This is a genomic window from Fibrobacter sp. (genome assembly GCF_045601785.1).
Lineage (GTDB): Bacteria > Fibrobacterota > Fibrobacteria > Fibrobacterales > Fibrobacteraceae > Fibrobacter.
Genome location: NZ_JAZSAF010000004.1, coordinates 23,841 through 46,089 on the forward strand (window position 1 = coordinate 23,841; position 22,249 = coordinate 46,089).

The window sequence follows — 22,249 nt, forward strand, 5'->3', positions numbered from 1 at the left end:
GCTGCAACTACCGCTTTAAAAAAAAAGAGATTATTTTAAAGACAGGTTGTTTTTTAAAGGGGTGTTTTATGAAACGTATTCTAGCCGCAATCGTCGCAGGTGCAGCGACATTGTCCACCGCCGCCATCGACATCACCGTCGACGCGCAAAAAGGCATCAAGAAAATTTCGCCCTACATTTACGGACGCAACATCGACAAGGTGAGCGACATCAAGACCGAAAGCGATGCCGACGAAGAAGCCTTTATCGCGCAGATGCTCGACGCAGGCATCCACATGATGCGTGCGAACAACGGCAACAACTCCACGCGCTACAACTGGCGCCACAAAATGACTGTTCACCCCGACTGGTTCAACAACGTCTACGATCATGACTGGGACATCACCGCCAAAAAGGTGCTCGACAAGATGCCGGGAGTCGACGCGATGTACGGCTTCCAGCTCACGGGCTACGCGGCAAGCAGCACCGAATACAATTTCCCGGACTGGAACTGGAAACAGGAACACGGCTCTTATCCGTCACGCACATTCGACCTTGCGGGCGGCGGTGAAGTATCAGAAGACGGCCAGACGCTCATCAAGGCGGGCGACGCCTCGCTCTACAACATGGAATGGCCCGCCGACTCCACGGTCGGCATCATCCCGCACTGGAGGGACGAACTCAAGTACGACATGAGCCGTTTTAAATACTGGAGCATGGACAACGAAATTGAAATCTGGCGCGGAACCCACAACGATTTGGACTTGCCCGTCACCGGAGATTTCCTCGTTGAACGCTACATCGACGTGGCCAAGAAGGCCCGCGCCGCCTGGAGCGACATCAAGCTCACCGGCCCCGTAGTCGCCAACGAATGGCAATGGTGCCACATCAATGCCTACAACGAAGAAAGCAGGCCAAAGATTGACGGACAGGAATACTGCTGGCTAGAATTCTTCACCAAGAAAATCGCCGAAGCTGAAAAGGCGAGCGGCGTGCGGCTCCTCGACGTGTTCGACATCCACTGGTACCCCACCGAAAAAGACTACGAAAGCCGCGTCAATTGGCACCGCGTTCTGTTCGACACCACCTACTACTACAAGGGCGGTAACGGTGTGCGCTGCGCGACAGGCAAGTGCGACTGGAGCGACAAGGAGAAGGGCTACAGGTCCTATATCTTCGTGCGTATCAACAACTGGCTCGAAAAGTACTTTGGCAAGGATCACGGCATCAAACTCGGCATCACCGAAACCGACCTGAACGATTCCGACCCCATGGTGACGGCCCTCACTTACGCGTCGTTCCTCGGAACCATGCAGGATAACGGCGTGGAGATTTTCACCCCGTGGACATGGGGCGACGGCATGTACGAAACGGTGCACCTGTTCAGCCGCTACGGCCACCCGAACCGCGTGCAGTCCACCTCCAGCAACGACTCGCTGGTGTCCGCCTACAGTTCCATCAGCAACAAGGGCGATTCGCTCACGGTCATCTTCGTGAACCGCGCCGAAAAGGATGCTCAGGATGTGAACCTCGGCCTTGCGAACTTCGCCTCCGACGGGACTGTCAAAACACTCACCTTGCAGGACCTCCAGGGTGAAACGTTCGTTTCACATACGGAAAACGCGCTACAGGCAGAGACAGCCTCTGCCACCGGCAACAAGGTTTCGCTCAAGCTCCCCGCAAAGTCAATCACCGCAGTACTGCTCACTACGTCAACGCCGACCGTCGTTGACGGCATCAGGCCCAAAGCCACGATTCGACCCGCGCCACATTACGGAAACACGAGCCGCTTCGACACCAAGGGCCGAAACGTCACGCACACCCGCACAAGCCCCGGGTATTATATTCTGCGATAATTTTTATATTCCCTGAAGTCGCAAACAAACCCAAAGGACTCTTATGGAAAACGAAACTCTTTTCATGCAAAGACCTATAATCGTTGGAAAGATCAAGGACTTCGCTTGGGACGCCATGAAAGACAAATGGGGCTGTGGCGCGCTCATCGTCTTTTTGAGCAGCCTTCTCACCTTCATCGTACCCGCAATACCCGCAGCATTTCTGGAAGAAAACAGCTTTCCGCTTTTAGTTTGCAATCTCGTTACGACAATCACAACTACGGGCATACTATTCGGATTCTATGTTTGCTTCCTTGACAACGCACGCCAGAAGCCCCTTTCCACGGCAACGCTATTCACTGCATTCCGCGACATGAATTACTTCTTAAAGGTTATCGCGACGGAATTTCTCCAATACATCTTTATTTTCTTGTGGTCACTGCTCCTGATCGTCCCCGGGATAATCAAGATGTATTCCTATTCCATGACAGAACTCATTCTCGCTGACCACCCGGAGTACAGTCCGCTCCAAGCAATCACGGCAAGTAAAGAAATGATGTACGGTCACCGCATGCAGCTATTCTACCTGCAAATTGCATTTTCACTTTGGTTCCTACTCACCCTCGTCACGTTCGGCATTGCCTGCCTATGGGTTTCACCCTACTACCTTACCGCCAAAAGCAAGCTCTATCTTGAAATTAAGGACAGGCAAGAAAAAAAGGCCGGCTTAGACGAAATTGTCCCAGCCGACCCCGTTAAATAATACCGAAAATTATTTTTCTACGACAATCAGTTCAGCCGCACCGCGACCCGGGAGCGGCTTAAATATTTTCACGTTCGTTTGCGTGGCAGGGCCGCCGAAAGCCTTCATTTCGCAAACGAACAGGTAATTCGTGCCGGCCACAATCTGCGTCGCGACACTCAGCGGCTTGAGGCTCAAGTAGGCGTAATCCTTGGTCGCCTCAGCAAACACGGCAGAATCTTCTGCAGTAAGCGGGCGCTGTTCCGAATAACCGCCTAGGAGTATTTCTTCGGTCTTGCCCGTTTCAAGATCCGCAAAGAACCCCTCGACTTCCTTCGCCGCGACTTCGGCGCCATTTTCCGCCGTGATACGCTTGTTCGAAATTCCATAAGCTAGCGTCACGTTCGCATTCGGCTCAAGCGTCTTGAGTTCCGCGGCAGACGCCTTGCGACCACCGCTACCGTATGTGCAGAACGGCACCACAACCTTTCCGCCTAGATCGTTGGAATCGAGGAAGGTGTAAATCGGCGGAGCAAAGGAGCCAAACATAATCGGGTAGCCCAGGTAGACCGTATCGTACTTGGCGAGTTCCGGCTTTGCATTTTCGAGCGCGGGCCACTGCTTACTATCACGCTGCACCTTCACCGCAGCAATCGTGCTGTCGTAGGTCGAGGGGTACGGTTTTACAAGCTTAAGTTCCACCGTCTCGGCATTCCTTGCATTCGCAAAAATCCCGGCAAGTTTCTTGGTCGCACCATTCTGCGAATAGTACACCACCACAGACTTCGTGGGAGCCGGCGTAGGTGCAGGCGTCGCCACCTCAGCGACATCCTTTTTCACCTCGGTTTTAGATTTCTGCTCGTTGCATGCGGCAAGCATTGCAGACATTCCAAGCATCGACAATGCGGCAACAGCCAAATTCAACTTTCGGAACATAGGGAACTCCTTTTTTCTTTAAATTCTATTCCCTAAAATAAAAAAGAAATTGTACGCACAGGCCAAATGTTATTATATATTCTACCATACAGGAGGCTCCATGAACAAACTTTTTATCCCGCTCTGCTCTTTCGCGCTGGCATTCACGATGGCTGCCTGCAGCGACACCAAGACCGCCAAGGAAACCGCCACCGCGGAAACTGCGGGTACTGAAACCGCTGCACCGACAAATACCGCTGTCGCGGGTGTCGAGAAATCCGCCGGCACTGAATCCGCCGCTGAAACTGCCGCGACTGTCGCGGGCACCAAGACGCTCACGCTCGCAAACGGAGCAAACGTCACCTGGATTCAGGACAACGAGAGCGAAAGGCTGATGCCACGCACGCTCTTCAGCGACGCGAGCGACTCGCTCTACAACAGCCTGAACATGCCCAATGGCATCCCGGCCAGCGTGAGCGCGTTCCTCGTGAAGGTGGACGGCAAATTCATCTTGTTCGACGCAGGTCTCGGGGCTTTCGGCGGACAGCTCCAGAAACGCCTCGCCGCTCTCGGCGTGAACCCCGACAGCATCGAGCTTATCTACCTCACGCATTTCCATGCGGACCACATCGCAGGCCTTGTGGCAAAGGACGACGCCGGCAACGACACGAAGGTTTTCAAGAACGCCGCCGTGTATGCGGGCAAGGTGGAATACGACGCCTGGATGAACGACATCCCGAAAAACGACTTGCAGAAGAACATCATGGCGCTCTACAAGGATAGCCTTCACTTGTTCGCATTTGGCGACACGCTCCCCCACGGAGTGCTCGCGATAGACGCCATCGGGCATACGCCGGGTCACACCGCTTTCCAGCTGGCGAACCTGCTTATCGTCGGCGACCTGATGCACGGTTACGCATTGCAGAAGGACCACCCCGAAATCAATTCCAACTACGACATGGACAAGCCGAAATCCGCCGAAAGCCGCAAGCGCGTTATGCAATACGCCCGCGACAATAAGCTCCTAATGGCCGGCATGCACCTGCCCCCTCCGGGATTCGCGGAGTAAGGGCTTTGCCTCTTAGTCACAACTTGACTAAAATCGTGCAAGTCTATAAAAAGACCGCAGCGGTGAGCTACGGTCAAAATTTTTAGGGGCATTCCCCACCATGGTGGCCATGCGCACTAAACAACAAGTTGTTAAGTGCTGTCCGCCCACTTCGTGGGTCGGGCTATATTTGAGCCCTTGGCGTCCGCGGCATCGCCTCAGCAATGAAAACAAGCAAGCTTGTTTTCACTGCATTCGGCTCGCACGCTGTTTAGGGGCAGCTGCCCATCGCTTCGCTCGCTACCCGCCTCCTAAAACCAAGCCTCGCTTCGCAAGCTCGCTATCCCTAACGCATGAAGAACAATTAATCTTTTATGCAACGGATGCTGAAACCATTCTTCTTGTAAGAATTGAAATGTATGGTTGCGCCGTTACTTCCGTAGTACAGATACACATGGTACGCTGTGTAATAATCGTTTTCCTGAGATGTCCAAAAAAAAGCTCTTTCATATATGTCTTCGAATTTCCCTTGGCCATAGTTGTCTTCGCCAAATCTTCCGCCAGCGGGAAGTATGGAAAATGCATAATCATCTGTTCCATTCCAATTCGGAAAGTCTCCAATTTTGAGCATTTTTCCTGCTTGTTTCTCTCCAATCGTAGTAAGCAAAACATTCCATTCCGTTGTGTCTGGCAGATGCCATCCTTCAGGGCAAATACCCCGTACAGGGTATGTTGGGGAACAAGTGCTTTCATGTCCACAGCCCTTACCATTGTTAGTTATTAATCCTACGCTATCCATTGCGGCAGCCCATGAATATAGACGTCCATAGAAGAAGTTGCTTTCCTTGTCATTGCCATAATACCAACTAATCCTTGGTAGATTGCCGTCGTCATATTTGAGATTCTCTGCCATCCATATCTGTTCGCCTATTTTTACAGAGCGATATATCTGGTTGTCCCTAAAATCTTTGAAATAGGTGTAATTGGGGTTAATCGAACCATCAACAAATTTGCCTGGTTCAAACGATAGGTTCTTTGTGTTAATTTCCTTTGTATCTTGCCATTCTTCATCATAACATGTTTCATCAAGACATTCTATTTTTTCAATTTCTTTGTTGCAAAGGCCCTTGACTTGCTCGCAATATCTGGCGCTCCTGAATTTACCTTGTTTCTTGTCGCATACAAGCGAAATAGAGTCTCGAGCAATTTCATCGTAATAAGTCTTCATCCAGCTATTCTCAGATCCATCACATAGTGATTTCGTTATCGATTCATACGGATCAGGCTTTCTATAAACGCCTGTTTGCTTATCGCATATTGCTGTAGTAGAAGTGCTCGTGCCAGTCAACATGTTAGGAATGTTTATGATTTTGTTAGATTCTGCTACATTACATTTGGACTGATATTTATCCAAAATTTGTTTGCAGTTGAATAATGAAAAACCGATAGCATTTTCGATTTTTTTGTCAAATTTTGGAAAGATTTTGCAAGTTGCGACAATATCGTTTATCTTTAAATCACCATTTTTTGAATAATCATTTTTGATTTTTTCAATTTCCGTCTTTTCATCATGTTGGATAAACTTTGATATGAATTTGATATTTTCGAGCCATTTCTCATCCATTTGGAACCATTCTGATTTGAGTAGCTGCTCTAGAGTTTCTTTCATTTCATATTTTAAGGGGAACAAGGATATTTTGCTATTTATTTTCTTTTTTTCATCTTTAGTTATTTTACCATTGCTGCAATCTTTTTCTGCTTCCTTGACCGATTTATGCAGTTTTTCAACACAAAGGTTAATTGCCGACTTGGTCCCGTCAAAATTGCAGTAGCCAAAGGGGAAGGCCCAGCTGCCCCTTGCATTTTTCTTGGCTCCGATTACGGTTTTTTGCATTTTTTCATACTCCCTTATATTAGCTAAGCATTCCTTCTTAGGTATAGGTTTTTGTACAATAGTATCTTTTTCGATCATTTTTTCAAACATGAGAGATTTTTTTTCTGCAAGTTTTCTATAAATATCCATTTTTTCATCAATCGTTAAGCGAGACATCAACAGACTGCAATTGTCCATCGTTTCAACATTTTGGCATAATCCTTTTCCCGCTTTATACCATTCATAAAATAGGTCTCGCCAACTTTCTCCATTCTCTTCTTTTTTTCTCCATTGTGAACAAATATCGCTGTCGCCAGGTTGATTACTGTTGCATTTTTCTTCGGCGTATTTTGTGGCAAAAACGGTGTTACTAAGGAATTTGCCTTTATGTCCGCTTAGTAGAGCCAACTTGTTTTCTTTCAGAAAACTAGCATATATTTTCTCAGCCTCTTTTACACTTAATGATGCCGGACAATAGATGTCTTTCACCCCTGCTTTCTCGATGATATTCTTTGCCATATCTACATTGCCTGCGTCAATGGCGTTTTTGAGTCCGGGATGAATCTCCCCTGCAGTAGCTACGGATAAACAGGAGAGTGTTAAAATGAAGAGCGCTGTTAGATTTGGTCGAACTTTTGCTATCATTGTAGTTGTCCTTTGTTTAAATTACTATGAAGTTCCACCCCTACTCAACAAAGAACTTCGCCAAATTTTGTATAGATACAAAAAAGGCGCAGATCGTTGCGTTTACCTAGATGAGGCTGTGCATGCCTAATAGACGATAAACACAAACGACCCACGCCCCAAACGGGCTGTTGCCCTTGGTCTACACGACCAAAAACCGACCGAAAAGTCGGCACGACAAACTGAAGCATACCGTAAAAACGGCATACCTGCGTGAGCGTTCGTCCTGTTCCCGTCTATTTGAAATTTGCACATTTCATCTAGAGAACAAGAGCAAAAACTCTTTTACTCCTTAAAAATAACATAAAAACGGGCGAAAAGCCCTAATAGTTTACAAAAAAGTTCTTTTTTGCAATGAAAATGGCGATTCTTCGCTATTTTGTAAAGAAAAAGGGTATTCCAAGTTGTAATGCACAAGGTTAAGCCGATTAAATCGATTGCTAAATCACAATGAAAAATCTATATTGTACAAGAGGTGATATGGCTGGATTTATTTCTGTACATATTGATGATTTTACCCCTTGTCTCAAGGACAATTCCACAGGTGAGCTTGTGGATACCGAGGTCGTGCGCATTCGACGGTCATCCTTTCTTTCAAAATACAACAAGCAAAATGGTTGGTATGTAAATTGGGGCTCTTTGGCAAAAAACTCTGAAATCTATGCTCTTGTTGTTAAGGGAACCGTAGATATTCAAGGGTTAGTTTCTCTTCAAAACAATTCTGACGCTAAGGCAATCTACATCCAGTGGATGTGCTCCGCCCCACAAAACAACAAACTGCTAACCGAAAACATTAAGTATTCTGGTGTAGGCGGCCATTTATTTGCCATAGCCGGGAAAAAATCGGAAGATTATGGATACAATGGCGATGTATTTGGGTTTGCTGCAAGCGTAAAGTTACTTGGTCATTATGTTGAAAAATTGGGAGCGGTTCCAATTTGCATGTTGCACCAATTCCATTTTGGGATTTTCAGTGAACAGATGAAAAATATTATGGAGGTATATACTTATGACTGGACTGACGAAGAAATATAAAGAATACCTCAACGACAGTTATTCGCCCATTGACGTCAATACATTACCCGCGTTCGTTGATATGCGGGCGATGTTTGAGTATGCGAAAAAGAAATGCGTCCAAATTTCGCAATTGACCAAAGAAGAGAAATCAAAATTTTTAATTCCAAACACAAGGGTTTCTGTCCCCTAGCATAAAGAACTTAACAATCTCTGATTTAGAGTGATTTTTGTACAGAAAAGACCGCAGCGGTGAGCTACGGTCTAAATTTTTAGGGTCTGGATCCTTCGCCCCTTCGGGGCTCAGGATGACGATTATGCCTTAACAGTCGTAAAGCTGAATGCCTCTCCATCGGCGTCGTTGGCTTCGAGGCCATCGGCGGCGGCAGCCCACTTGATAGCGACCGCTTGGGTCTCGCCAGCGATATAGGCTTCATTCTCGGCAACAGCCTGCTTGAAGACTTCGCTTGCAGAGAACAGCGTCACTTCGATCTTGTCGGTGATGGCGTAGTTCTGGTCCTTACGGCGGTTCTGGATGCGGTTCACGAGTTCGCGAGCCACGCAGGCGCGGCGCAGGTCATCAGTAATCTTCAAGTCGAGAGCCACGGTGAAGTGCTGGTTGGCTTCCACGGCCATGCCATCGGCCACGATGCGGTTGAGCATCAGGCAGTCGGCACCGACTTCACCGAAATCGAACTTAATCGTCTCGCCATTCTGCAGAGCCTTGATTTCATCAACGCTCAGCGAATTCAGCTTCGCAGAAATCACCTTCATGTTCTTCGCGTAATCCGGGCCCTTCGCCTTAATGGCAAGGAAGTTCGGCTTGGCGGAGAGCTGCACGAGCTTCGTCTCATCTTCGAGGAACTTCATTTCACGAACGTTGAGTTCTTCGAGGATCAAGTCCTTCATCGTTTCAGCAACATTCTTTTCTTCGGTGCCATGAGCAACCACCGTCATGCTTGCAATCGGCATACGGTTCTTTACGTTGTTTGTAGCGCGAATCACGCGGCCCATTTCGACCATGCCACGCACCATGGCGATGCGTTCCACGAGCTTTTCGTCCATCAGGGACTTGTCAGCGCTCGGGAATTCGCAGAGGTGCACGCTCACCGGGGCATTGGCATCCACTTCGCGGACGAGAATCTGGTAGATTTCTTCGGCGAGGAGCGGGAGGAACGGAGCGAGAATCTTGGAGAAGTCCACGAGCACCTTGTACATGGTAGCGTAGGCGGCATTCTTGTCGCCATCGTTTTCAGACTTCCAGAAACGACGACGGCTGCGGCGCACGTACCAGTTCGTGAGGTCATCCACCGCAGCAATCACGGCGGGCACCACGTTATACAGGCGATAAGCCTTCATTTCCACTTCAACCTTGGCAGCGAGATCCTGCAGCGTAGCAAGCATCCAGCGGTCAAGTTCGTTGTCGCTCTTGACTTCCTGACCCGGCTTCCAGTTCAACTGGCCCTTAGCGGCGTCAGCGTTGTGGTTAGAGACAAAGAATGCCACGGCGTTCCAAAGCGGCAACATCACCTGCTTCACGATGCCCTTCACGCCTTCTTCGCTGAAGCGGAGGTCTTCGGCCTTCAAAGCGGCGGAGTTGATCATGAACAAGCGAATGGCGTCGGCGCCCGTGCGTTCGATGAGGTCGTTCGGGTCCGGGTAGTTGCGCTTGGACTTACTCATCTTGGAGCCGTCTTCGGCCAAGATGATACCGTTCACAATCACGTTCTTGAATGCGGGCTTCTGGAACAGTGCGTTAGAAAGCACCGTCAGCGTGTAGAACCAACCGCGGGTCTGGTCGAGGCCTTCGGCAATGAAGTCCGCCGGGAAGCTGCGTTCCACGAGTTCCTTGTTTTCGAACGGGTAATGGCGGCTAGCATACGGCATAGAACCGGATTCGAACCAGCAGTCGAAAACTTCCGGCGTACGGCGGTAAACCTTGCCGTTCTTTTCAATCGTAAGCTTGTCAACAAAGTGCTTGTGCAAGTCGTCAAGCTTCACGCCAGTGAGCTGCTGCAATTCTTCGATGGAACCCACGGCAATCATGTCGCCGTCGTCAGAGAGCCACACCGGAATCGGCGTACCCCAGAAACGGTTACGGGAAAGGTTCCAGTCGCGAGCGCCTTCGAGCCACTTGCCGAAACGACCGTTCTTGATGTGGTCCGGCACCCAGTTCACGGTCTGGTTGTTTTCGACCATCCATTCCTTCAAAGTCTTGGTCACGCCGTCCTTGCTCGTGACAGGGGCGTCAATCTTCAGGAACCAAGTCTTGAGGGCACGGTAAATCAGAGGAACGCCGGTACGCCAGCAGTGCGGGTAGCTATGGACGATCACGTCCTGCTTGAACACGCGGCCCTGTTCCTTGAAGTAGCGGATAATTTCCTTGTCGGCTTCCTTTGCGCCCAGGCCCTTCCACATCGGGACCTTGTCGGTGAACTTGCCTTCAGTATCCAGCGGGTCGAAAAGGCCGAGGTCAAGTTCAGCACCCTTCTGGAAGTCTTCTTCACCGAAGGAAGGAGCGGTATGCACGGCGCCAGTACCGTCTTCGGTACTCACGTAGTCGGCAGGGTAAATCTTGTAGTGGCGGGACAGCTGGTCCGGCGTCACGAACGCATCGGAAATGCGGGAGAGCGGCTCGTAGTCCTTGCCCACGAGTTCGGAACCCTTGCAGGTATCCACGATGTTCGGGTTCTTGAAGTAGGCGGCGGTGCGGCTTGCGGCAATCCAGTACTTCTTGCCGTCCTGTTCCACCAGGTTGTAGTCCATATCCGGGCCCACAACGATGCAGAAGTTGGAATAAAGTGTCCACGGGGTCGTCGTCCACACGAGGATGCTCGTGTCCTTGAACTTGGGCTCGTTCGAGTTGATCGGGAAAATCAGCGTGAGGGACGGGTCCTGACGGTCCTTATAGCCCTGGTTCGTTTCGAAGTTCGAAAGCGGAGTGGCAAGAGCCGGGCTGTACGGCTGGATGCGGTAGCCCTGGTAGATGAGACCCTTGTCGAAGCACTGCTTGAACACCCACCACACAGATTCCATGAAGTTCTTGTCCATGGTCTTGTAGCCCTTGTCGAAGTCCACCCAGCGGCCCATGCGGCGCACCGTCTTCTTCCATTCGCTGGTGTACTTGAGCACCTTGCCGCGGCAAGTTTCGTTGAACTTATCGACGCCCAGCTTCTGGATTTCGGCAACGCCCGCGAGACCGAGTTCGTTCTGCACCAAGGATTCAATCGGAAGGCCGTGGCAGTCCCAACCGAAACCGCGGGGAACCTTCTTGCCCTTCATGGTCCAGTAACGTGGAACGATATCCTTGATGGTGCCGGCAAGCAAGTGACCGTAGTGCGGAAGACCCGTTGCAAACGGAGGACCATCGTAGAAAGTGTACGGTTCAGTTTCCGGACGGGAGTCCAGCGACTTCTTGAACGATTCATCCTTATCCCACAAGCCGAGCACGCGCTCTTCAATCTGCGGAAAGGTTTCTTCTTTCTTTACTTCACGAAACATGGGTTACCTCTCGGCCTTCGGCCAGGCTGTGAGCCATGAGCGCGGTAACCTTCGGTTTCCTTTGAGCAATGAGGTTGCCTAGCAAAGCTAGGCGATTTATCAGGCGCCTTTGGCGCGATTCTTTAGCTCAAAGCACACGAAGTGTGCGACCTCATACCTCATAGCTCATAGCTATTAGGCGTTAAATTTTCGGGCGTAAAGATAGAAAATGGTGGCGGTCACGGCAAAACAAACCACCGCAGAACTACCCAAAGTAGCCCCAAATAGGATGCTCCTAGAATCTCAATATAGTGATTCAAAACCCAATATTAGCAAAAAAATATTATCCTTCCAATTCGGAATATTCCGAGTTGGAATATGTTCTTCCGTAAAAAAAACAGCATAAGCGGTCTTTTTTTATCCAAACAAATATATTATCTATAAAATCTTCATCAAAAAGGGGGCTGTAATGTCCAGCGCTAATTCCAATCTCAGGCACATTGTCCTGATAACATTCTCCGCCGCCATTGGCGGATTCCTGTTCGGTTTCGACTCATCCGTCATCAATGGCGCGAACGGAGCACTCAAGGCTCACTTCAACGCAACCGACTATCAGCTTGCCTGGTCCGTTTCTCTCGCACTGATTGGCGCCGCCATCGGTGCCTTCTATGCCGGAAAAATCGCAGACATGCTAGGCCGCGTACGCTGCATGCTTTTTGCATCGGACCTTTTCGTCTTGAGCGCCATCGGTTCCGGCATTCCGTTTGGCATTCCCGACTTTATTATGTGGCGAGTCATCGGAGGCCTCGGCATCGGCATGGCAAGTATCGTCGCCCCGATTTACATCGCCGAAACGGCACCGGCACATTTGCGCGGACGCCTGGGGTCGATGCAACAATTCGCGATCGTGATAGGCATTTTCGTCGCACTCCTTTCGAACTACGTCATTGTACGAATAGCAGGTTCTGCAAACAATCCGATGTTCGGTAACATCAAGGCGTGGCAGGTCATGTTCTGGATTGAAATCATTCCCGCCGTCATCTACGGATACGCCGCCTGGAGACTCCCCGAATCGCCACGTTACCTTGTTCATAAAGGCTACCTAGACCAAGCCAAAAAGGTTCTAGCCATGATAGATCCCGAAGGAGTCGATAAAGAAGTCGAAACCATCCAAACATCATTTAAGAACAAGAAAAAGTCCAGACTCACCGACTTGCTCGAAATTATCGACGGCAAGGAAAAGGTTTCGCCGGTTTTGTGGGCAGGCCTCGGACTTGCAATATTGCAGCAGCTGGTGGGCATCAATGTGATTTTCTACTACGGCACGATGCTTTGGCAGAGCGTGGGCTTTGGTGAAAGCGACGCATTCCTCACGAGTGTGATTTCGAGTGGAGTAAACCTGGTAATGACCGTGGTCGCCATCCTGCTGATCGACAAGATTGGTCGTAAGCCGCTCCTGTTGATTGGTAGCATCGGCATGGCCATTACCTTGAGCACACTCACGGTCTGCTTTATGAGCGCGGGCGCCGACGGAACTTTGCCAGGAACTGCAGCCGTCATCGCGCTGATTGCCGCGAACCTCTACATCACCTTCTTCGCTGCAACGTGGGGACCCGTCATGTGGGTGATGCTTGGCGAAATGTTCAACAACCGCATCCGCGCCATCGCCATTTCCATTTGCGGCCTTGCGCAGTGGTTTGCAAACTTCGTGGTCACCTGGACATTCCCCGTGCTTACGGGACAAGACGGCATCGGCGTCGGCCCCACATACGCCATCTATTCGTTCTGCGCTATTTTCAGCATTTACTTCGTGGCAAAGTTCATCAAGGAGACCAAGGGTAAGCAGCTCGAAGAGATGTAATTAGTAGATTGCCGTCATGCACAAAACACAATGACACCATGCGAAAATTACATAAGGAAAAATGGTGATGCCGGAACAAGTCCGGCATGACATAAAGGAGAAAAAAACGGGCGGCAAAGCCGTCCGTTTTTCTATGAAGAACCGCCGGCCAAGCCGGCGGGAATTTTTACTTGACGTTCACCTTGGAGAGCTTTCCGCCAACGCGGACCAGGTAGATACCCTTGGTCGGAACCGTCACGGAAGCGTTGCCAAAGACTGCCTTGCTAGAAGCCACGAGCTTGCCCTGCAAATTGAACACGGCAACATCTTCGCCAGCCTTAACGCCAGCAACAGCAATATTCATGCCAGCGACAGAGACCTTGGCCTTAGCGGCAGCTGCGATGGACTTGATGCCAGACGGAACCACAATGCCGGTAATCTTACTCGGATCAACCACATTGCCGCTTGCATCGAGGAATTCGATAGCCTTGATGGAAAGTTCGCCGACACCACCCTTGGCGTCCTTGACTTCCCACTTGAGACCCTTGACTGCCGTAAGGATTTCATCGCCATCAGGCGGATTGTCCTTGACCCAGTCAAGAATGGCAATCAAGCTATCCGGATCCGGAGAAGAGCAGTTGTTGTCCCTACCGAGGAAGCCCTGATCGCAAGGAGTGAGATCGTAGGTCGTGGTCTGGTAGTCGCTGCTCACGGGCACATAGATACCCGGTTCGCCACCTTCCTGCCTTGTCTTTTCGTTAAGAATGGCCATACGGATAGGACCAGAAGCCTTCATCGTCACGCGAACAGACTTAATTCCGAGAGTTTTGAAGTTCACGCCCTTGGTGTCATCGGCGAGGAACGACATGGCAATACCAGCAGACGGATACTTGAGAAGACCTGCGTCAGCAGCTTCCTGCGTCCATTTCGGTTCCGGACCAATTTCCATGGAAGCTTCTGCAAAGATAGAGCCATCAGACTTTCTATAGAGCGGAGACGTGCCAGAATCCGGGACCATCACGGTACCGATATCCAGCTTGTCATGGTAGGCGCCCCAGTTCCAGAAACCAGAAACACCGACCGTCGTATCCCTAGAAGCCATCTGCGTACCACCGATTTCGTTCACCGACGGAGCCTTGGACGGATCCGGAGTGAACTTGGTGAACTGGTCGATTTCATAGAGGTTCGGCATGTTACCCGTCATCAGGAGCAGGTAAAGAACATTCAATGTTGCAGGGAAGTACTTTTCACCCGGATTGGAGCCTTCGCCACATTTTTCAGCCTGGACGCAGCTCGTAAGGGACACAAGTGCCTTGTAGGTGGAAGCAAGGTAAGCGGCGGCATCGTTACCTTCGATAGAAGACGTTGCGAAGCCAAGGCCTCCAGAGAAGGTGGAAGAGACGAATTTACGTTCTTTGCTATCATCGAGTTCGTATGCGCTACCGGTCCACTTATAACCGGAGTTCACGCCACTAGCCGTGTGAGTTGCGGGAATGAGCCAATTAACAACCGTCTGGTTGAACGTCTTAGCATCGGAATCACCATACCAGTAGTAGGCCCAGGCGGTGCGCCACGGAGTACGAGCGGCATCATCATAGAAACCTATGTCATTGGAAACAGCGGCACTAGTCAGCTTAGGCTGATGAGAACTCCAATCGCACCAGTCCGGAACAAGACCTGTCCTTTTGTCCTGGCATGCAAGCAGGTCCTTGGCAGCCTTCTGACGGATGGAAGCCCACTTGGTGTTACCCGTCACCTTTTCGAAAAGACGGAAATGGCCCAGCGAGACATAGCTCGGGTTCAGTCCCTGGTTCCACTGGTTACCCGGTTTGAGAGAAAAGTCACTTTCAAAATCGTTCGTGGCAATCCAGTTGATAAGTGTTTTGGCAGCTTCCAGATAGGAACTACTGTTCCACTGCTTGGAAGCCATCACGAGAGCGAGAGCGGCATCAAAGTCAGCGTCCGTTGCAGACCCCGAACCACCGGGAAGTTCCCAGTTCATGCCGCCACCACTAGCAACAGCATTCGACGTCCACACGCCATAAACCTTCTTAAACATTTCTTCATCGTCCATGTACACCGAAATCAGCATACCATAGGCAATTGCTTCGGAAACAGTCTTTCCAGTTCCCTCCGGTGCGTGGATCCAACCATTGGACGCATTATACCAAGCCTTCTTCCAGGCCTGATAATGGCTCTTGACCGAATCGGTAACGGCATATTCAACCGTCGTGCCATACGGATGTTTCATATTCTGCGGGAAAGGGTATTGACCCGCAAAAGAGGCTGCAGCCGAGACAGCCACAACGCCCATTGCAATTTTGAAAATGTTCTTCATAGATTTTCCTTTTTTTGACTTTCACACCCGCCCTTAAATATAAAATAGAGACCACCAAAGCGGTAAGGCTCATTTTGTAATAATTCAGTTGCAAATGTCTGGGAAATTCCCATTTTCAGGGCTTTTTTGTGATAAAGTTCACACTGCCGCACGCAGTTGATGTTCGCTGAATGTTCCCTAAAATTACTTTACCAAAGCATGCTCTTTCTGGGCTTTCGCCCTTTTACGGCGCCAAACTTTAAACTCACTGTAAAGCGTACTCACCGTATAAATGAAAATGAGCATAAGGATTGTATTCTTTGGACGGTTCAGGTTACAAAAGCCCCAGGCAATCGTGATGATGGGCAAGTGAATCAGGTACGGATAGAACGAAGCCCTGCCAATCTTTCTGACAAGCCCAATGCAGAAGAACCATGCCACAAAGCCCTTCCCCGACAATAGCGAAAGAAGGAAAAGTCCATACAACATAATCGGAAGTGAATGATGGAAGAAATAGTTGAAACCGGGATTCAGCTGCGGGCTCATCAGGAAAAGGCTTCCATAAATAGCGGCAAGCATAAGCGCCTGCGAAATTCCCGCGACAAAATCGCGTTTGAGGAAGTCAAAGAATCCTTCTTTGTAGAGCCTAAAGATCACCATGCCGAACAGGTATTCAAAGATGCGCACCGGCGCAAAGATGTGGAAGAACCGGTACTTGGCATCGAAGCTTTCGAACCACAGATTGTCGGAAAGGCCAAAGATGGCCGCCCAGAGGATACCCGGAATGAACAAGGTGCCAAACAAGACCCATAGCGTGCGGTTGCTCTGCTTGAACAGCCAGCGGCTAAACCACGGTGTAACCGCATAGCACACGAAGAAACTCGTGAGCGACCACGAGGGCTCATTCAGCTTCATGCCGAGATCCGGGACGATGGACCAGGTGAGCGAAAGGTGCAGGAACAGGCTCCGCCACGGGTGCGTCATCTTGGCAAGGCCCGCCACAAAGCAGTCACCGATTTCGGAAAGGCCCGGCAGATGCGTGTATCCGCTGAACTTGAACACGAGCGCCAAAAACATGAGAATCGTCATGAAAAAGTGCAGGCGGTAAAGTTTTGCGATGCGGCTGAACATGAAGGGGACCACCGGTATGCGGCGCGTGGGATCGCTGAACTTGCTTGCAAAAAGGAACCCCGCGAGCACATAGAAAATGCCTGCAGCAAAGGCGGGGGCATTGATAATCGGCATGACCCACTTGTAATCTGCCATGTAGCCCAGCGCACTAGAAGAACCCAGATGGAGCATCACGATGTTGATGCTAGCGAGGAGTCTAAGGCCGTCAAGAGCCGGGAAGTAATTCGGTTTTGCAGGAGTCATTACGCTTCTTGGTTCCTTTTTTCTTGCTGGCGGATGCGGGCGAGTGCCTTGGAGCGGCGTCGGGCGGTTTCCTGGAGGTCCACAGCTTCATCGTACTCGTCGACGATTTCTCTACCGAGGATTTCTTCCAAGACATCTTCGAGGCTTACAATGCCTGCAATGGCGCCCCATTCATCGACGACACCGACAATGTGTCCCCGCTGCTTTAAGAAGCGGAGCAGGAGCTTGTCCAAGGTGAGGCTGTCGGGAATCAGCTGCAGCGGGCGCATCATCTGGCGAAGCTTCACATCGCGCATGCCTTCGGCTAGCTTGTTGTAGGCATCGCGGCGGAGCACAATCCCGATCCAGTTGTCCTTTTCCTTTTCGTAGAGCGGCACGCGGGAGAAAGGCCAGTTGCCTCGTTCATCCAAAGTCTCGCCAATAGTCGAGTCCGCCTTGAGCGAAAACACCACCTGCCTCGGCGTCATCACCTTACGGACAGGGACCGACTTCAACGCAAGAATGTTCTTGATGACTGCCGACTGCTGCTTGTCGATGACATCTTCGCGGAGTCCAAGACTCACCAGGCTGTTGATGTCGTCGATGCTCACATCCTTCTTGTCTTCCTTTTCGCGGGTCCAGTGCTTGGTGAGCGTAAGGCAAAGCCAGATAATTCCCGTCCACGAAAGAATCTTGGTGATATAGAAGAAGGGCACTGCAACCAGGGGGGCAACAATTTTTGCCTGCTTGACGCCCAGGGTCTTCGGAGTGATTTCGCCAAACAAAAGTATTAAAACCGTGAGCACAATCGGAAGCGAGACCTGCCCAATCGGTGGCAAATTCTTTACGGCAAGGGCCGTCGCAAGCGATGCACCCACGGTATTCGCGATCGTGTTCACCACAAGGACCGATGCGATGTATCGGTCGATGTTTTCCTTGACATGCACCATGTAGCGCGCGGTAAACTTTTTCTGTTTCTGCAAGAGTTCTATCGTTGCTGGCGGCACGCTATAGAACGACGCCTCTGTCACCGAGCAGAACGCCGACACGGCAAGGCAGCTAAGAACCGTAAGGACAATATAAAGCATTATTCGATACCCAATAGCGAAGGTTCAAACAGGTAGGGCTCCACCGCCCAAAGCTGCGGACGGCTCAAGTCGTAGATGTAGTCGCTCCATTCCGAGAAATCGGCAAACATCTTGGAACCGGGCACCGGAAGCATCATCGAATGTCCAGATTCCAGGACCTTCAATTCGATGTCGGTATCGGCGCTGAGGCCCGCCAACTGCTTTGCCACGGCAACGGCATCATCGATTCCGCCGAGCCCATGCACAAGCCCTGCAGCATAAGCCTTAACTCCAATCATCACGCGGCCGCCACCGTAGGCGGTATCCACGGTCGCCTGCGGAATTCCCGTTGCCTTGGAAACGACGCCAGTAAAGCGTTCGTAGAATTCGTCCATGTATTCCTGGAGTGCCGCCTTTTCGCGGTCGGTCCAGGGGCGGGTAAATGTCGCGGCATCGGCGTATTCGTGCGTCTTGACGGTTTCTGCCTTGAGGCCAATTTTCGACATCAGGCCAGAGGCGTCCACCTTGCCGCCGTAAATGCCGATGCTTCCGACAATGGCCATAGGTTCTGCCAGAATCTTGTCGCCTGCACAGGCAATGTAGTAGCCACCCGACGCACCCATGTAGCCGATGCTTGAGACCACGGGGATTCCCTGTTCGCTCACGTGTCGGAGAGCCGCCCAGATTTTATCGGAAGCGATTGCCGAGCCACCCGGCGAAGAGATGCGCACAATCAATGCCCTCGCCCCAGTCGAAGGCAGCCGGCGCAGCGACTCCAGTACGGCGCGTTCCATCTTCGAGTCGATGGACCCGTCGATATTCAAAAGGGCGATCGGTGCGCGATGCAGCCAGCTCTCGTTGAAAACCTTCTTGTCAGTCGGACGCCAGGTGCGGTAAGATGCATTCGGATAGTCGATGCCGAAGAACTCCTTGAGTGCATAAGATGGCACCTGGTCAATGTAGAGCAGTTCGTCCACCAGGCCCGCGCGCTTTGCAGCCGTCGCGGTCACGAGCGGCTCATTCGCCAAGGAGTCTAGAAACGCATAAGCCTTGCCCGCGTCCATGCCCCTGCCGACCTTCCGCATCGAGATGTAGCTCTGGAGCGCCGTCCACAGGTCATTATACAGGGTATCGTAATTCGCGCGGGCTTCCGTCGACATGGAATCGGCAACGTAAGGTTCCACCGCCGACTTGAACTTGCCATGCCGCAGGAACTCCACCTTGACACCGAGCTTGTCGAAAAGTCCCTTATAGAACAGGATGTTTCCGCCAAGACCACGCCAATTCATGTACGCCGAAGGCTCCACCACGATGCGGTCGGCATGTGCCGACGCCAAAAGCACCGCCGGGCGGATGTCGTCGGTATAGGCGATGACCTTGCCGCCACGAATCTTCATCTTTTTCACATAGCGGTCAATTTCGCTAGAAATGCCGATGTTTCCCTTGTAGCCCGAAAAGTCAAGGATCACAAGACCCGCAGCAGGGTCGCGCAGAAGGTGCTCGAACAGGTTTCGCACATGCCAGATGTAGATGGATTTCTTGCGGAAAAACGCGAACGGGTCTTCCGTCTCGGAAACTTCCATATCCAGCGGCACGCGGATAATCTGCGCACTCACCGAGGCATACGGATTGCGGGCACTGTGGAAGCCCCACGCGCCTCCCTTCGGCAAGAGATCGTCGTATACATGCAGCGCGGCATTGTTGTAGCCGCCGAAACTCGTTGAGAAGGTCAGGCGGTACTGTCCGTCATCGCCATAAATCGGCACCCGGAGCCCCCAGCGAACTCCATACAGGCCGAGTTCAATCAGCAGGCGATGGTTCTCGAAGTCTTCGACATCGTAGCTCACGCTCATCAGGGGGCCAAGGCGCACCGTTGCACCAAGGTTCTGCACACGATCGGGTGCCTGCGGGCCGCCATAAAGGACATTGTCGCAGGAATAGCCCAGCGACAGGAACTGGAACGGGCGCAGCATCAGGCCCAGGTCGAGCGTCCACTCGGTGCCCGTATAGTCTGCCGTACGAAACGCATTGACGCGCTCGCCCACAAAGATCGACCGGTTCCACATGCCAAAGCCGTGCGCCAGGCTCCAGCGCGACACATCCACATGGTGAATCCCCTGCGTGTACTCGAAACCCGCCGCCAAATGGTCCAGGTTGCCACCCACGCGAAAATTCTTCACGCCGTCGTTGTAATCGTAACCGATGAGAGCGCCCTTGGAATCAAAGGCTGAAACTCCAGCAGGGTTTCCCCAAATGCCGTGTTCGTTTTCCAGCGAGACAAAGCCCGATTCACCCGGAATGTAAGCCAAAGCACAAGCTGCGCAGAAAAGTATCAGCGCAGACACGACCTTATTTTGCATCAGTTTCATTCGCCCTCCCCTTTTTGCACACTTCACCAACCAAGGAAACCATGATCACTGCAGCACAGGCATCGTACAGGCCTCCATACCAGCTGTAATCAGGCTCCCTATCTTGCAACGATTTCTTATAGGAGCCCAAATAATTTAGAAAAGCCCAATGTTCCTTTTGCAACGCAGACGCCGGATTGCCATTGCGATAGGCCCCCAAGTCCAGCGTAACGGAACGGCCATTCATCGATATTTCAACCTTGCGGGAATCCGTAGCACAATCGCGATCTGCTATAAATTCAGCCTTTAGCGTTCTCAAGTCATAAAAGGCGTGCACCCGGTCGTCCGACTGTTCTTCGCAATGGAACGACTTGTACATCATCGCGTCCTTGCCGACAAAGAAATGAAGCAGGTCCATGTCGTGGATCATCAGGTCATATTCCACGGAGACATCGCGGTTACGCGGCGAAAATCCGTGCGTTCGCGTAAACTTGAAGCGGACCGGAGCGGCACCTTGATTCTGGAGAAACCAGGATTTGAAATAGTCCTGCATTTCCCTGAAAAAATCAGTTTTCGTAAATTCTTCGATTGCCGGGTTGTAGCGTTCCGAGTGGCCGACAAAAACAAATGCGTTTTGTTCCAGGGCAAGGCGCTGGAATTCTTCTGCCTTTTCGAACGAAATCGATACCGGCTTTTCGACGAGCACGGGGAGCATCATTTCGATGCACCTTTGGACATATTCCTCATGCGTTATCGCAGGAGATGCAATGACAGCGAAATCCGGTGCAAGCTTGCCAGCCAAAATCTGTTCGAACAGGGCGCTAGCCTCGCCTGCGGTGTCTGCGACCCCGATAAATTCGACCCCATCTTCTTCGAACAGGCGCTTGTGCCTGCCTCCCATGGTGCCAGAGCCTATCAGGATCGCTTTATAGGAACATGAACTTTGCATATAACCCCAGAGTATGCCCCGTTTCCATTCCAAAGAGATTGCCGCGGTTCATCTCGTAAAATAGCGAGACGCCCAGCGAATTTCCGTACAGCGCAAAGTAGCGGGCCGCGTCAACACGCATCCTGAAGCCGCGATACAGGTCATCCATCTTGCGATAGGGACGCTCCATGTTCAGGTTTTCTGATTCCTGGATGCGAAAGCGATACAGGAAAACATAGTCGAACTTCCACCCCGAATAATCATCGCGGTCCCAGAGAAACTTCCACGAAATGGAGCCCTTTGCGCCCATTTCATCGCCCTGCTGAAAATTCTGTTTTTCAAGATAGGTAAAGTATTCTATGGATGCGCCGAGCGTCATGTTGCGGGAAAACTCATAGAGACCAAACGGGGATACCCCCAGCCGATGGTAGAGATTGACACGGGAGCCTTCGCGCGGCGGAAGCCTCCAGCTGACATCGACACCAAAGAATGTATACGGAACAAGCTTTACCCCCATATACGATTCGTTGAGGCCATTTACGCGCAGATCCAAAGCTTCGTGTCGCTGATCGTGCAGCGTGACGTCCCACTCGTAGCTTGCCAAGCGATACGAAAAATCACCATAGACACTAAAACAGTTGCAAGGAGCGTACTCCCCCGCCAAGTTCAAGTCGGCGCTGTACACATCGTCACGGAGTTCGCCAAGCAAGCCAACGGTCACCGATGATTCGGGAATGCGAATAGGCAAAACTGATTCGCGCGCAGACAGAGGAACCATCAGAAACAAAAGGGCTATAAGCCATCGTGCGTTGGATTGATACAAAAG

General features: G+C 51.1%; 14 protein-coding genes. 5 read left to right on the forward strand and 9 right to left on the reverse strand.

Features of this window, described 5'->3' with window-relative positions:
* Positions 1-68: 68 nt before the first annotated feature.
* Positions 69-1,835, forward strand: coding sequence for a glycoside hydrolase family 44 protein (locus ACKI61_RS00775; RefSeq protein WP_407455915.1), 1,767 nt, complete (start codon positions 69-71; stop codon positions 1,833-1,835).
* Positions 1,836-1,899: 64 nt separating this feature from the next.
* Entirely contained in the window at positions 1,900-2,577 is a 678-nt protein-coding gene (locus tag ACKI61_RS00780) for a DUF975 family protein (RefSeq protein WP_407455916.1), read from the forward strand.
* Positions 2,578-2,586: 9 nt separating this feature from the next.
* On the opposite strand, the gene ACKI61_RS00785 is transcribed toward ACKI61_RS00780, so the two are convergent.
* Entirely contained in the window at positions 2,587-3,492 is a 906-nt protein-coding gene (locus tag ACKI61_RS00785) for a flavodoxin (protein ID WP_407455917.1), read from the reverse strand.
* A 100-nt stretch (positions 3,493-3,592) separates the two neighbouring features.
* On the opposite strand from ACKI61_RS00785, the gene ACKI61_RS00790 reads away from it, so the two are divergent.
* Complete coding sequence (locus tag ACKI61_RS00790; RefSeq protein ID WP_407455918.1) at positions 3,593-4,540, forward strand: MBL fold metallo-hydrolase; 948 nt, start codon at positions 3,593-3,595, stop codon at positions 4,538-4,540.
* A gap of 343 nt (positions 4,541-4,883) precedes the next feature.
* Here ACKI61_RS00790 and ACKI61_RS00795 read toward each other — a convergent pair whose 3' ends face one another.
* Positions 4,884-7,037, reverse strand: coding sequence for a fibrobacter succinogenes major paralogous domain-containing protein (locus ACKI61_RS00795; protein ID WP_407455919.1), 2,154 nt, complete (start codon positions 7,035-7,037; stop codon positions 4,884-4,886).
* A 519-nt stretch (positions 7,038-7,556) separates the two neighbouring features.
* Between ACKI61_RS00795 and ACKI61_RS00800 the strand changes: the two genes are divergently transcribed.
* On the forward strand, positions 7,557-8,111 hold the full coding sequence (locus ACKI61_RS00800) for a hypothetical protein (protein ID WP_407455920.1): 555 nt from the start codon (positions 7,557-7,559) through the stop codon (positions 8,109-8,111).
* Between the two features lie 294 nt (positions 8,112-8,405).
* Here ACKI61_RS00800 and ileS read toward each other — a convergent pair whose 3' ends face one another.
* The gene (gene ileS / locus ACKI61_RS00805) at positions 8,406-11,591 is read right to left on the reverse strand and encodes an isoleucine--tRNA ligase (protein ID WP_407455921.1); all 3,186 of its coding nucleotides are present in this window, start codon (positions 11,589-11,591) and stop codon (positions 8,406-8,408) included.
* A 430-nt stretch (positions 11,592-12,021) separates the two neighbouring features.
* Between ileS and ACKI61_RS00810 the strand changes: the two genes are divergently transcribed.
* Entirely contained in the window at positions 12,022-13,431 is a 1,410-nt protein-coding gene (locus tag ACKI61_RS00810; RefSeq protein WP_407455987.1) for a sugar porter family MFS transporter, read from the forward strand.
* 166 nt (positions 13,432-13,597) lie between these two features.
* Here the strand turns inward: ACKI61_RS00810 and ACKI61_RS00815 are convergent, their stop codons facing one another.
* The 6 genes from ACKI61_RS00815 to ACKI61_RS00840 all read right to left on the reverse strand — a co-directional run bounded on the left by ACKI61_RS00815 (position 13,598) and on the right by ACKI61_RS00840 (position 22,201).
* Entirely contained in the window at positions 13,598-15,748 is a 2,151-nt protein-coding gene (locus ACKI61_RS00815; protein WP_407455922.1) for a glycosyl hydrolase family 8, read from the reverse strand.
* 183 nt (positions 15,749-15,931) lie between these two features.
* Positions 15,932-17,101 carry an acyltransferase family protein gene (locus ACKI61_RS00820; protein WP_407455923.1) on the reverse strand — a complete coding sequence of 390 codons (1,170 nt, stop codon included), beginning with the start codon at positions 17,099-17,101 and terminating at the stop codon, positions 15,932-15,934.
* Entirely contained in the window at positions 17,101-18,168 is a 1,068-nt protein-coding gene (locus tag ACKI61_RS00825; RefSeq protein ID WP_407455924.1) for a hemolysin family protein, read from the reverse strand. The genes ACKI61_RS00820 and ACKI61_RS00825 overlap by 1 nt, the downstream gene beginning before the upstream one ends.
* Positions 18,168-20,516: a signal peptide peptidase SppA gene (sppA, locus tag ACKI61_RS00830; RefSeq protein ID WP_407455925.1), complete on the reverse strand. Its 2,349-nt coding sequence runs from the start codon at positions 20,514-20,516 to the stop codon at positions 18,168-18,170. Before sppA ends, ACKI61_RS00825 begins: the two co-directional genes overlap by 1 nt.
* Positions 20,497-21,444 (reverse strand): Gfo/Idh/MocA family protein, encoded by a 948-nt coding sequence (locus ACKI61_RS00835; RefSeq protein WP_407455926.1) that lies wholly within the window; start codon positions 21,442-21,444, stop codon positions 20,497-20,499. The genes sppA and ACKI61_RS00835 overlap by 20 nt, the downstream gene beginning before the upstream one ends.
* Positions 21,422-22,201 (reverse strand): hypothetical protein, encoded by a 780-nt coding sequence (locus ACKI61_RS00840; RefSeq protein WP_407455927.1) that lies wholly within the window; start codon positions 22,199-22,201, stop codon positions 21,422-21,424. Before ACKI61_RS00840 ends, ACKI61_RS00835 begins: the two co-directional genes overlap by 23 nt.
* Between the last annotated feature and the right edge of the window lie 48 nt (positions 22,202-22,249).

Bases quoted from the DNA above. Each gene is read 5' to 3' on its own strand.
- ACKI61_RS00840 (WP_407455927.1), bottom strand. From the start codon at position 22,201: ATGGTTCCTCTGTCTGCGCGCGAATCAGTTTTGCCTATTCGCATTCCC.
- ACKI61_RS00835 (WP_407455926.1), bottom strand. From the start codon at position 21,444: ATGCAAAGTTCATGTTCCTATAAAGCGATCCTGATAGGCTCTGGCACC.
- ACKI61_RS00800 (WP_407455920.1), top strand. From the start codon at position 7,557: ATGGCTGGATTTATTTCTGTACATATTGATGATTTTACCCCTTGTCTC.
- sppA (WP_407455925.1), bottom strand. From the start codon at position 20,516: ATGAAACTGATGCAAAATAAGGTCGTGTCTGCGCTGATACTTTTCTGC.
- ACKI61_RS00820 (WP_407455923.1), bottom strand. From the start codon at position 17,101: ATGACTCCTGCAAAACCGAATTACTTCCCGGCTCTTGACGGCCTTAGA.
- ACKI61_RS00780 (WP_407455916.1), top strand. From the start codon at position 1,900: ATGCAAAGACCTATAATCGTTGGAAAGATCAAGGACTTCGCTTGGGAC.
- ileS (WP_407455921.1), bottom strand. From the start codon at position 11,591: ATGTTTCGTGAAGTAAAGAAAGAAGAAACCTTTCCGCAGATTGAAGAG.
- ACKI61_RS00795 (WP_407455919.1), bottom strand. From the start codon at position 7,037: ATGATAGCAAAAGTTCGACCAAATCTAACAGCGCTCTTCATTTTAACA.
- ACKI61_RS00790 (WP_407455918.1), top strand. From the start codon at position 3,593: ATGAACAAACTTTTTATCCCGCTCTGCTCTTTCGCGCTGGCATTCACG.
- ACKI61_RS00825 (WP_407455924.1), bottom strand. From the start codon at position 18,168: ATGCTTTATATTGTCCTTACGGTTCTTAGCTGCCTTGCCGTGTCGGCG.
- ACKI61_RS00775 (WP_407455915.1), top strand. From the start codon at position 69: ATGAAACGTATTCTAGCCGCAATCGTCGCAGGTGCAGCGACATTGTCC.
- ACKI61_RS00785 (WP_407455917.1), bottom strand. From the start codon at position 3,492: ATGTTCCGAAAGTTGAATTTGGCTGTTGCCGCATTGTCGATGCTTGGA.
- ACKI61_RS00815 (WP_407455922.1), bottom strand. From the start codon at position 15,748: ATGAAGAACATTTTCAAAATTGCAATGGGCGTTGTGGCTGTCTCGGCT.